The organism is Rosistilla oblonga (assembly GCF_007751715.1).
Taxonomy (GTDB): domain Bacteria; phylum Planctomycetota; class Planctomycetia; order Pirellulales; family Pirellulaceae; genus Rosistilla; species Rosistilla oblonga.
Genome location: NZ_CP036292.1, coordinates 3,478,437 through 3,490,831 on the forward strand (window position 1 = coordinate 3,478,437; position 12,395 = coordinate 3,490,831).

Sequence of the window (12,395 nt, forward strand, 5' to 3'; positions counted from 1 at the left end):
CGAAGCCAAGCGGCAATGGTCTCCTAACCAAAAGACTGGTGTGAGCAAAGGTTAATTGAGTTTGCTCGAGAGAAAAAGAGTGATTTGCCGTTAACGACAAAATTTGCTGGCACATGCGAGCAATAGCATTCCCGTTTATGGGAGCATGCGGTCGCCTTGCAGGCCCGCGTTGAGCCAACCGCCGGCGGTTTGGACCTTGGAAACTGTCAACGTTCCCAGCCGCTTCACCGGATCGGGTAGCTTGGTGGCGGGGATCGGTTCGAACTTGAATTCGGCTGGCAGTTCGGCCAGCAGGCGTCGCTGCAGCACATTCATCTGTTGGATGAAGCGGCCACCTCGCATCCCTTCGGGCGCGGTCACTTGGACATCGTCGCTGCGGACGGCGACGTACATTCCGTCGCGTTGTTCCAACGTGTAACCGAAGCGAACGTTCATCGCCACCAACGGCGTCTTGTCCAAGAACCAAGTTTGGCCGCGCAACACGATCGAGATCTTGTTCGCTTCGAATTCGACCTCGATCGGTCGGTCGTCGGCGAAATGAATTCCCATCCCCTCGGGGATCTGTTCTTTGTCTTTCTCCGATAGCTTGATTCCCAGCACTTGGAACTCGCGGCGGATGTCGTCGATCTTGCGTCCCGCATAGATCCGCTCGCAAATGCTGCCGAGCGTCGATTCGTGCATCGTCACTCCGATGTCGCCCGCGGCCAGCTGAGGCAGGACCGAATGAGCGGGCTGTGCGAGTCCGGCATCAAACCGCATCGCGACGGTCAGCTTGCTGGGGTCGGTCAAGAAGTCGAGCGTCCGCGGCTGAAGGTTCAACCGCAACAGCGACCGCTGCACCTCGAGATCGAAGTCGCGACGCGCCTCGGCGATCTCTTCGACGATATCTTCGTCGAACCGTTTCAGGAACGAATCGCTCGAACGTCGGGAGAGGTCGTTGCGCGCCTGCGGCTGTTCCTTGGCAATTTCCTTCGAAGCGATCTTGCGGACCAACTTGCCGATCCCGCCGCGGAATTTGCTGCACACCTGATCGGTACGGAGATTTGAATTCGCTTGAACGGTCCCTGCGAGCGTCAGGAAGTGGTCCTCGGCGAAGATCACTCGTTTTTGCGCCGTCAACACCGTGTCGCCGCTAAGCCTAAAGGAGACCGGCCCCTGACGGCCGTTCATTGTCGATTGAACTGTTCCCTGAAAACGGACCTCGCATTCGCCCGGCGACTGGCCGCTGATCGGGTGCATCGTTGCCACTCCGGTCAGCACCGCCTGACCCGTCACCTGGACCTTGTCCTTGTTTTCACGAATAGGTTCCACCTCGGTCACATGCCGCATCGTGATCGTCGAAAGCGCCGGAGCCGATACGTCGACTTGAGTGTTGGCGCGGCCGAAGCGATCGGCGATACGGGGCAACACGTCGGTCAACTGTTCGTGCGATTGGAACCATGCCGTCAGTTCCGCCACGCGCCGCATATCCGCTGGCGTCCCCGCGCTCTTCATTTTGTCCAACAGTTCGGCAAACTCAGATCGCCGATCGTCGAACACTTGCTGCAGCGTGGTGGGACGTTCGCCGAGAAGCTCCGGATCGTCGGGGAACTGTTCGAGATCGAGTTGATGCTGAGCAAGCTTTTCGGCCGAATCGAGTTGACGGCGAGCCAGAATCAGACCGCGTCGCAAGTCGACCAATTGAGTTCGTAAACGCGTCAGTTGTGGCCGCTCGATCCCATCGTGCAGCCCCGCCAAGCGATACATCGTTGCCGTCACAGCTTGGATTGCATCTTCGTCGACTGCGTCGCTAGCCAAAGCGTCATGCAACGGATCGAACAACAAATAGTCTCGCCATGATGGTCCGCTGCCAGCGTGCTGCAACATGCTCTCAGCTTGTCCCAAGGCGTCGCTTGCCGCGTCGCGACGCTGCTGCAACGTGGCGTCCGAAATCGGCTGGAACGCCGCTTGTCGAATCCGATCGGCTATATCATCTGCGGTCGCAGTTTGTGTCACGATCGCAAACCAACACAAGTAGAGCAACGGCAGGGCGCAACGATAAAACTTCATGGTGCAGATTCAAGTAGGAGATCAAGTTGTAAAGTCAAGTCGATGTTGCGTGCGGCATGCGGGACGCCGCGGCAGAGGTTCGCAGGATTTCACTGCGGAACCGCACGAATCAATCGGTCTTCTGGCGGTCGAAAGCGCCGATCACGATCGTCCATCCCGAATCGGTCAGGTTGCCGACGCTACCGATCATCCCAAAGTACTGTTGGACGTCGGCAAAGGGTGGAAGTTTGGAGAAGTCGGTGTCGGGCTGCGGCCGCCCCTCGTCGGACTTTAGAAGCATCAACAACATGTTCCCGTACATGCTCTCGGCGCGTTTTAGTCCGTCGAGTCCCTCGCTGCGGAGCACTTCATAACTGTGGCGGATATCGCGATCGCCGCGAACAAAGCCGCGCATAAACGACTGGTCTGTCGTCCAAGGCTGCATGCGTTGGGTAAGCGCCGTAAACTCTTGGCTCTCGGACAACGGATTCCCCTCCGCGCCGAGGACGACGTCTTGGACCATCGTGGCGTGAGTTGAAATCCACAACCGACCATTGGCGACCATGATTCCGGCGCGGGTGAATGTGGAGTTGCCCTGTTTGTCTTGCAGTACGATTTCCCAGAGATCGTATTTTTGCCGCGGTAGACGCGAACGAATCGCTTTATTGTCGTTGCGTAGGAAGCGATAGATCAACGATGCGACGCGACGCTCCTGCAGCTTGGGATTTTGGATCGGGATCGCGATCAACGTTCGCTCCTGCTTTGCGTCGACCACGTAATCGCTGTGCGTAACGAGTTCGGGTTCCAGCATCGGCAGCAAACCATCGATCAGATCGAAACCGAGATCGTTTTTCCAATCGTCCAGCGTCGCCACCCAAGCGCCCGGGGCATCGGTAATGTCGTCGTAGACGTCGCCGATGTTGGCCAGCATCGATCGCAAGTTCCAACGGTTGACCATCGTGTTGCTGGTCGTGTCGTGAACAAATGCGGGTGGCGTCAGATCGCCAGCGTTGAAATCGAGCGACTTCAGCGCCTGCTGGCGTGGCGGCGGCGCATCGATCTGAACGTCGTTCAAAAAGTCGAAACCGTCGTCGCTGACCCAGCCAAATCCGCCGATACCTTGGATGCCCGCAAATCCATGACGCAGTGGGAACGGGGGGCGATCGGGATGAGCGCTCGATACGGTCCCTTCCTTTTTGTTCATCACAACTGCTAACCGGATCACGTCGGCGAACCAACGAATATCGGCGACGCCGTCGCGTGGTGGCGCGGCGGTCATGCGTTGGTAAGCGGCAACCGATTGCAGGCTCTTCCAATTGGCAGCGTCGGCCCAGCCCGAAACGATCCGCGTTGCAATCGCGACATCGCCACTGATCAACAAACCGTGATCGGTGTATGCGTAAAGAACCTGTTGATCGTCGGGCAGGTCGTAGATCTTCGCCGCGATCGGAAAGCTGGTGTCGCTGGTGCGTCCGCCATCGGCCACGATCTGCTCTCCCGCCTCATCGATCATCTTTTGGGCGCTCTCCGCGGACATCTCGATCAAGAAGCTCATCGACAATTCGTCCGGCTTCGATTCGAGTCCCGCGACGGTGAACGTTCCGGTGGCGTACTTCTTCAGCTGTTTGTCGTCGAAGCCGTAGGCGCGGCGCAAGCGAGCGGAGAAGTCCTGTTGGCTGTCGGTAAACTCGGATCGGAAGTCCGCCATCGGTGGACTGTTCCACAGCTTTCCCATGCTCGTGGCGGACAACTTTTCTTGAAAGCTTTTGAAGTTAGCGATCGATACGAACAGTCGCGTATCGTCTGGAAAACGCTCGGCCGGATCGGCAGCCACGGCGGTGGCGACCAACAACAGAATTAGCAATGATTGGGAAGCGTGTCGCAGCATCGGAGCAGCACTTTTTTGATGGTGTAAATCATAGATGTCGAACTCTGTCGCCGCGCGGTCGCAAACGCTCCGCAAGGCGGCAGCCCGCTATTGTAGTTGCGAAAGTGCCCCAAGGAAGGCAGTTGCCGCTATTGGATTGGTTTCGTTTGCAGAGCGTCCCGAGCCATCTGGAGATAGAGTTCGGGGACCTGGTCCGCACGGTCGAACACGTATTGCTGCAGGATCTCGCGTCCGAGCTCAAGTTTGCCGTGGTGCTTGATCATTTGGATCGAGAAAACCAAGGCCAAACCCGAGGTTAGCGGCGGATCGTCAAATCGCTGCACCAGCTCTTCAAACGTCTTGCTGTTCCAATCGACTCCCGACCATGCCCCCACGATGAACTGCATCTCCCGCTGGAAAAAGTCTCCATCTTGGAAGTGGTCGATCAGCGAGATGCATTGGTTGTAGAGAATCGAATCGACCTCGGGGTACTGTTCGAGCGTTTCGTCCCCTTCGTAGGCGATCTGCAAAATCGCTTGATACAGGATCATATTCAGCGGCAGCAAAAAGACGTCGCGCATCGAATCCTGTCGCAGTAGTTTCGCTCGCCCGATCCGTCGGCCGCGCGGTCCGCTATGGACGTGCGAGGAGATTTCTTCGATCCACTCCGGCGGGATCTTTTCGCTGCGGAGGATGATGTTCAACAGGACGCGATCGTCGACTCCCGATCCTCCCAGCACCGCCTCCATCACTTTCCGCATCTCACCGGGGCGGTATCCGTCGGACCAACAGACAAGGATCGGTTCGGCGTTAAATGCTTCCAGAACCATCGGCACGCCCGAGATGCTGGAGAGTTCCAGCGGCGTCGGCCAGCCCTTGTGCCAATTCCGAATTCGGCCTTCGAGCCAAGCCTTGTTCGCGCCCTCGAGGTCGCCTTGATCCTCGAGGATGATTCCCAATATCCCGCAGGCTTCGCTGAAGTGCGAATAGTGAATTCCTTCGATCGGCGTCTTCGGATCCACACGCTGCAGGAACGCTTCGATATCGCGCCGCGCGGCTGTGAGGTCTTCTTGAGCGTATGCGATCCGCGCACGGTCGATCAATAAGGGGAGATGGGCCGATGGGATCGCATCGATCTCTTTGTCCAACCTGGGGCTGATCGCTTGTGACGCTTCGTCGTACTGTTCTTCCAAAATCAACATCCAAACGAGATCGCTGAGCATCGCTGCCCGTTCGATTTCGTCGGGTTGTGGCAGTCGATCGATCTCGTCCAACAGCGTTCGAATTTCCGGGATCGCTTGAAGCCGGGCTTCGTGAGGCGTCAGACTGCGGTCGCAACGAATCACATCGCACCAACGCCAAACCGCCATCCGCCGCCACGTTGGATCCTCGCTGAACAGATCGATCGCTGAACGCAGCGCGTCGGCATCGCCTTCGGTCAGAAACGCAATCCGCGACCGCTGGCCAGCTTTCACAAGCATCTTGGAGAACTGAAGTTTGTCCGACGCGGGGATCATCCGCTGGACATCTTCCATCGAATACAGCGTCTGCAATTTGTCGTGAAGATACGACATCCGAACGCGCAGCACAGGCGTGTCGGCGTAGACAGCCAACAATCGCACCGCGGCAATCAGATACCAGCGCGAGGCGTTTTCATCGTCCGAACCGCTGGGGGAGTAGTTCTCGACGATCTGTTCGAGTCGTTGGAGATATTCCTCTGGGTAGTTGAACTCGTAGGTTAAGGCCAGCTTGAACAACGCTTCGACGTCGTGCGGCCGTTTCGCATAGTGGGTTCGAGCACCGCTGATGTCGTCGGCCGCAAACGCTTCGTCGCCCAGCTGAATCTCGCGATCGCCGACCAGCGACGTCTCATCGGTCACCTGGTATTCCATAAGCGGGAGATTCACCGTCGCGGATGGTGGACAGATTAGCCCCAGTTCTCCAGGATGTTTGGGGCTGAGCGGAAAGGGATCTTGGAACTCCATCGCATCGCTCCCGCCGACGGAAAAGCTGAGTGCCATCAAGCCCTGTCGTCGCGCTCGTAGACGCAGATCGTCCTGCAACTTGATCGGTTGCCGGCGTAGAATGCTGTCGCCCCGCAGCGGATCCTTGCGGATGATGTACATGCGCACGCGATCGAGTCGGTTGGATTCCTCCAGGGTTATCAAATCGTCGGGGAGATACGACGGGTCGTAGTCTTGGTCGGCGACAACAAACTGATACCCCCGTTCCTCATCGGAATTGATCAACAGCCCGATCATCGGAGTCTGCAGCGATTCGACGCCAAAGTCGACGGTAAGCGAGACGTTTCCTTGGGGATTCGCCTGCAACGGAAGCGTCCACTCGTCGCTGAAATCGACAGGTTGACGGACCCAGACTCCAGCGTTTTCGGAAAACGAGTCTTCGGGATACGCTTCGGCGACCAATGGCCGCCACTGTTGCAGCCGTGTTTCCAAACGCTGGCGAATGCGAGCGTCCGTCGCGAGGAACTCTTCGGAATCGGACCATGGATATTCGCTGGCGACACGCTCCAGTTCGGCTTCGATCTGCGATTCGATTGCAAGCGTCAGTTCGCGTTGGTCCAACAGCAGGTTGATTGGGTTGGTCCAGACATTCAACAACCGCGTCCGCCGCAGGTCGTCGGTCGCAGGTTCTCCGACGCGTTGTCGCAGCGATTCGATTTCATCGAGCGTACCCATCAGCGTTTGCGCAAGCTGTGGTTCCAATTGCATCTGGGCCACCGGCAGCGTCGGTTCGCTCTGCCGCCGCTCTTCGACCACGATCAAGCCATCGTATTGTTGTTCCGCTTGCGACAGCGCCAACTGATCTTGCAGTTTGATGTTCGCTTGCTCGACAGCCCGCTGCGCCGTTTTGGTTTCCTCCAGCGCGTTTAAAGAGATCACCGTTGCTGTCGATGTGGCGAGTGCGATCACAAAGGTCGAACCGATCAATGCCGCACTTAAGCTGCGATTTTTGCGAGCCCAACGCCCTGCCCTGCCGAATAACGATTCCTCGACAACCGATACGCGTTCATCGGCAAGGTAGCGGTCGACATCGTCGGCCAACTCGCGCGCCGTCTTGTAGCGACGCTTGCGATCGGGATCCATCGCAGCCATGCAGATCGCCACCAACGGTTTAGGCAGGTCGCTGCGAATCGTACGCGGCGATGGTACGTTCCCGTTGCGAACCTCCTGCAGCAAATCGGCGACCGAAGCAAAGCCTTGGTTCGAAAACGGTGCTATGCCGGTCAACAATTGATACAGCGTCGCACCGAGGCTGTAGACATCCGCTTGCGGACCCATCTGTTGCGAATCGCCCTTGGCTTGTTCGGGCGACATGTAATAAGGCGTGCCGATCACAGCTCCCTGCTGTGTGTGCGCCCCGCCGGATCCGGAGAGCGGAACGGGTTGTCCCGGATCGGCATCTTCGGTCGCGTGGTCGCTCGCCTTCGCCAAGCCCCAGTCGACGACCAGGTTCTCGCCGTATTCTCCCAGCATGATGTTTGCCGGCTTCAAATCGCGATGCAACACGCCGCGACTGTGGGCGTATTCGATCGTATTGCAGACGCTTTGGAAACGATTCAGCAGACTTCGCAGCCGCCCCGTGAATTGCTCTGCATTCTCGGCTGCATGCAGCGTTGTTATCTCGTCGGCTAGACTCTTGCCGGTGATGAAACGCATCGCGTAATAGGGGCGACCGTCGTCGTATCGGCCCAGCGCGTAGACCGGCACGATCCCGGGATGCTCCAAGCGGCCGGTGATTTCCGCTTCGTAGATAAACCGATTCTGGCTGTCGAGGATGTCGGCAAACCGCTCCTTGATCTCCTTGATCGCCACGCCCCGGCCGAAGTCGAGGTCTTCGGCAAGCGAGACTATTCCCAAGCCACCTTCGGCATGCTTGTGCAGTTTGCGAAAGCGGTCGTGCCCGTGAGAGGTCACCTCACGCGTCGGCCCAAGATCCGGGTTGGGCATCGTTTGGTAGGGATCCACTTCGCCGCCGGCGTCGCTCGGGATCGTACTAAACGGATCGTCTTCGACGGGCGTCGTTTGCTTCGGGTTTTGCTCGACCGAATCGAGTTGAGAATCGGTGAGGGTGTCGTGTTGGCTCGCGTCGGAGGACGCACTCTCGGGAGAGATCGTCTGCAGCGCGTCGTCGATAAACGCTTGCACGTCGTCCGGAGAGGCGGACTCGGGGAGCGAATCGAGCATCTGGCGGAGAACCGCCGATTGTGACGGATCGATCGCGCCGTCGGACTCGAGTCGTTGCAGAACCGCATCGATCGATCGTCCCTCGGCGACCGAGTCGGCTAAAAATTCGCGATGCGCGTCGGTAGACGCTCCCATTTGCTGTAAGGCTGCGACCAGTCGGTCGAGGTCAATCTGGTGGCTCATGGCCGCCAATATAGCAAGTCGATAGCCCCCCGGGTAGAAATGACCTCCCGATTTTTCATCGGGCATGCTTTGCGAGGGGCGATCGAAGCGTTGGTCCCCAACCGCGACGGGAACTGGATGTTGACTGCGGACTCGTCGCTTCGGCAACGTGGGCTTCAGAGTGCTTCGAACACGTTACAAGCAAGTCTAAAGAGCATCGGCAGAGACTATCGTTTGTGGCGGCAAACGGATTTGGGAGTCCCGCTTCGCCATTTGTTAACACTCCGCGGCGGCTGCCCCGGATTCCCTGTCGACCATCGTCGCGTACAATGATCGGGCAAGCAGAGGGTTCGACGTGGTTCGGGTTCCGAGCAGCAGAACCGAACACGGACGAACCATTCAATGCACCCGCGCGGCCACGTCGGGCGTTTTTGACTACCTTTTTCTCGCTGCCGCCGAAAAATTGGAACCGATATGCCATTGATGGCAACTCAACCCTGTACAGGACACATGCCTCACCGACACCGAATTCAATTTCCGCCACACGATGCCAACAACCTCGAACAAGACGAAGTCACGTTTCACGTGGTGGAGGGGGAGCGGCGACTGGAACTCCGCTTTCACGACTACGACCAAATCTACCTGCGGCCAGGGCTTTACGAGCAGGTCTTCTACGATCGATTGAAGTGCACCTCGCCCAAGAAAGTTGGCGAACTGCTCAAGCGAACGCTCGACGGCAGCGAAAAGAACTTTACCGAGATGCGGGTTCTGGATTTGGGAGCCGGCAATGGCATGATGGGCGAGCTTCTGAAGTCCTATGGCGTCGCTCGGTTGGTAGGTGCGGACATTATTCCCGAGGCGAAAGACGCCTGCTATCGCGATCGTCCGGGAGTTTACGACGAATATTACGTCGCCGATTTCACAAACCTGAAACCGGAACTGGTCGAAGAAATTTCCGATTGGTCGATCGATTGCCTGACCTCCGTTGCTGCGTTGGGTTTCGGAGACATCCCGCCTGAAGCGTTCTTCCAATCGCTGCAGTTTGTCGCCAAGGGAGGCTGGGTTGCGTTTAATATCAAAGAAACGTTCCTCGACCGTTCCGACACCTCCGGGTTCTCGCGTTTCATCCGCGAGCTGATCTTCTCGAAGTACCTCGACATCCACCACATCGAACGTTACCGACACCGGTTGTCGATGGAAGGAACGCCGCTGTATTACTTTGCCTTGGTCGCGCAAAAGACGGCTGACATCCCCAACGATTTCCTGCAGGCCAATGGGATCGGCAGCTGAGTCGAGGCGGGAACGATTGAGTCCAGCCCACCGCCGCTTGGCTTTGCAGACGTCGCGTCGCGATCTGCAACCGCCGGCGCTGTCAAACGTTTTGGTGGACCTCGGCGAATGCTAAATGCCTGGAGACGCTAGTCCCAGGCGTGGTCGTCCCGATTCAAATTATGATTTGCGCTAACGTTGGCTCACCAGTTGTTTGCACCACTCTCCATGCGGTGGTAGAAACTTGCCATCGGTAATGATTGTTTTTGGGGAGGGCGTTCGCCGTTCCATTGAAACTAAAAGTACGCGGGCACCGCTCGGTGCCGCGTAGCAAACGCAGTGGGATTGAGAGATAGCGATGAGGAAGTGGAATATTTCAAGTGCCGCTTGCGTCGGTACCGTCTTCGCCTGGTTGTGTAGCGTCGCGGTGGCGGGCGATGCGATCCCAACTGTCGATATTTCAAGCGAGTCCGATCGGCACTCGTTTGTCGCTCAAGGAACGACCGAGGTTTACCAAGGCCATCCCTGCACCGTGTTGTTGCCCGATGGCAAGACGATGTTCTGCGCCTGGTCGATCAATCACGCGGGCTTTCTGGGGCCGTTGTCCCGAAGCGATGACGGTGGGAAGACGTGGAGTCAACCGCTGGCGGTTCCCGGCAATTGGCGGCAGGTAACCAAGACAACGCCCACACTCCACCGCCTTGTCGATCCCGAGGGTGTCGCGCGGCTGTTTGTCTTCGGCGGTTGCGACTTTCCCGGTCGACTGCGGCAGGCCTATTCCGAAGACAACGGCAAGACGTGGACGCCGATGCGAGATACGGGACTGGCGGCTGAATGTGCCCCGAAGACCGTGATGGCGTTCGACGACGGTAAACGGTTGGTGATGTGGTGCGATCGGCGCGGCCCCTTCGCTGCCAATCAACCGCATGCCGACCCTTACATTTGGCAAGCCGAATCGTTGGATGGAGGGCTGACGTGGTCGCCCGAACAGCCGATTCTGAAGACTGAATCGCGATGGGGGCAACCGGCGGTAATTCGATCTCCCGATGGCAACCAGTTGTTGATGCTGCTGCGGAATGAAGAGTCGCATTCGTTGTTTTCGGTCAGCGATGATGATGGCAAAACTTGGGCGCCGGTCCGTCCGCTACCAGCCACGTTGACGGGGCATCGCCACAAAATGTTGTATGCACCCGACGGACGTCTTGTCGTGGTAATGCGGAACAAAGATGCCGAATCGCAATCGCATGGGCACTTCGTCGCATGGGTCGGAACCTATGACGACATCCTCGCCGGACGCGACGGGCAGTACCAGATCAAATTGCTGCACAGCCACGCTCGGTGGGATTGTGGTTATTCGGGCTTCGAATTGCTCCCCGACGGGACCTTTGTCGCGACGACGTACATCAAGTATAAACCGGGACCCGAAAAGCATTCCGTCGTCACAACACGGTTCAAGATCACCGAGACCGACCAAAAGTTGGAAGACGCCAAAAAACTCGTCCAGTAGTTCTCGCAAGCTGTTGGGCAGCGGCTTTACGGTCGTGTAAACGGGAGCAGTTTTCAGTGCAACTGTCCGACGGCGACCGCAGGACAGTTGCGCTCGACACGATCGCTGGCGACCGTTGCCCGGGACAAATCACGGTTTCAAACCGAGGCATCCGCCGCAAGGCGTGATCGCTTGACGGCTGATTTGCCTAAGCACGAACACTTCACAACTCTGTATCACAGCTAGAACAAGCTGGCTTCACCACTGATCGAAACATAACATGAGGAATTCGATGAACGGAATCTATTTGACCTGTTTGAGCATTTTGGCCCTGGCGATGGCTGCCGGGACGGTCCAGGCATGCACCCGTGTCTTGTGGAACAACAATAAGTTGGCGGTCGTCGTTTCGCGAACGATGGACTGGCCGACTACGACCGAACCGATCCTGACGCTGTTGCCGCGCGGGCTGCAACACGACGGCGGTAGAATCGGGCCCGAAGTGCTCGTCAAAGAGAACCCGGCGCGGTGGACTTCGAAGTACGGCAGCCTCGTGACGACGGTCTATGGGATCGGCACCGCTGATGGCTTCAACGAGAAGGGATTGGGCGTTCACATGCTGTATCTCACTGCGACCAATTTTGGCGAGCGCGACGAGAACAAGCCGGCCGTTCACGCGGGGCTGTGGGGACAGTATCTGTTGGACAACGCGGCCAGCGTGAAGGAAGCACTGCAGTTGCAGGAAGCGATTCAGATCGTGATGGTCGAAGCGAAGGGCCGCATGGCGACGGTCCATCTTGCGATCGAAGACGCCAGTGGCGATTCGGCGATCCTGGAATTCATCGACGGCAAGTTGGTCGTTCATCACGGACGCCAGTTCCAAGTTATGACCAACGATCCCACCTACGATCAACAGCTGGAACTGCTCGACAAGCTTGATTTTTCCAATCCCAGCAGCGAAACGCCATTGCCCGGAAACGTCAAGCCAACCGATCGCTTTCAACGAGCGAGCTATTACACGGCGCTGCTGCCCGAACCGAAGGACGAGCGCCAAGCTGTTGCCGGCGTGCTGGCGATCGCTCGCAACGTATCGGTTCCTTTTGGTGCTCCCTACAAAGGTTTTGGGATCTACAACACGGAATATCGCACCGTCATGAACCTGACCAAGCTGCGTTACTTCTTCGAACTGACGACCAGCCCTAATGTTATCTGGGCCGATCTATTGAAGTTCGATCTCAATCCCGGCGCCCCGGTGAAAGTTTTGGATCCCGATAACATCGATCTCTCGGGCGATGTGAGCTCGCAATTCAAAACGCTTGAGACTCCGCCGTTCTAATGCCGCCCAGTTGCGGTGGACTCGATAAGGAATCGTCGAACG

The 12,395-nt window shown here is 57.7% G+C and carries 6 protein-coding genes; 3 read left to right on the top strand and 3 right to left on the bottom strand.

What is annotated here, in order from left to right; all coding sequences use genetic code 11:
- Positions 1–135: 135 nt before the first annotated feature.
- The 3 genes from CA51_RS12380 to CA51_RS12390 all read right to left on the bottom strand — a co-directional run bounded on the left by CA51_RS12380 (position 136) and on the right by CA51_RS12390 (position 8,286).
- On the bottom strand, positions 136–2,049 hold the full coding sequence (locus CA51_RS12380; protein WP_145120989.1) for a hypothetical protein: 1,914 nt from the start codon (positions 2,047–2,049) through the stop codon (positions 136–138).
- Between the two features lie 109 nt (positions 2,050–2,158).
- The gene (locus CA51_RS12385; RefSeq protein ID WP_145120991.1) at positions 2,159–3,916 is read right to left on the bottom strand and encodes a hypothetical protein; all 1,758 of its coding nucleotides are present in this window, start codon (positions 3,914–3,916) and stop codon (positions 2,159–2,161) included.
- A 128-nt stretch (positions 3,917–4,044) separates the two neighbouring features.
- The gene (locus CA51_RS12390) at positions 4,045–8,286 is read right to left on the bottom strand and encodes a serine/threonine-protein kinase (protein WP_197451793.1); all 4,242 of its coding nucleotides are present in this window, start codon (positions 8,284–8,286) and stop codon (positions 4,045–4,047) included.
- A 489-nt stretch (positions 8,287–8,775) separates the two neighbouring features.
- Here CA51_RS12390 and CA51_RS12395 point away from each other — a divergent pair, with 489 nt between their 5' ends.
- From CA51_RS12395 to CA51_RS12405, 3 genes are all read left to right on the top strand, one after another.
- Entirely contained in the window at positions 8,776–9,555 is a 780-nt protein-coding gene (locus tag CA51_RS12395) for a class I SAM-dependent DNA methyltransferase (protein ID WP_145120995.1), read from the top strand.
- A 337-nt stretch (positions 9,556–9,892) separates the two neighbouring features.
- Positions 9,893–11,041, top strand: a complete 1,149-nt coding sequence (locus CA51_RS12400) for a sialidase family protein (RefSeq protein WP_145120997.1) — start codon at positions 9,893–9,895, stop codon at positions 11,039–11,041.
- Positions 11,042–11,312: 271 nt separating this feature from the next.
- Positions 11,313–12,353, top strand: a complete 1,041-nt coding sequence (locus CA51_RS12405) for a linear amide C-N hydrolase (protein WP_231746148.1) — start codon at positions 11,313–11,315, stop codon at positions 12,351–12,353.
- Positions 12,354–12,395: the final 42 nt, after the last annotated feature.

Coding starts and splice junctions, on each gene's coding strand:
- CA51_RS12380 (WP_145120989.1), bottom strand. CDS start 2,049: ATGAAGTTTTATCGTTGCGCCCTGCCGTTGCTCTACTTGTGTTGGTTT.
- CA51_RS12405 (WP_231746148.1), top strand. CDS start 11,313: ATGAACGGAATCTATTTGACCTGTTTGAGCATTTTGGCCCTGGCGATG.
- CA51_RS12385 (WP_145120991.1), bottom strand. CDS start 3,916: ATGCTGCGACACGCTTCCCAATCATTGCTAATTCTGTTGTTGGTCGCC.
- CA51_RS12395 (WP_145120995.1), top strand. CDS start 8,776: ATGCCTCACCGACACCGAATTCAATTTCCGCCACACGATGCCAACAAC.
- CA51_RS12400 (WP_145120997.1), top strand. CDS start 9,893: ATGAGGAAGTGGAATATTTCAAGTGCCGCTTGCGTCGGTACCGTCTTC.
- CA51_RS12390 (WP_197451793.1), bottom strand. CDS start 8,286: ATGAGCCACCAGATTGACCTCGACCGACTGGTCGCAGCCTTACAGCAA.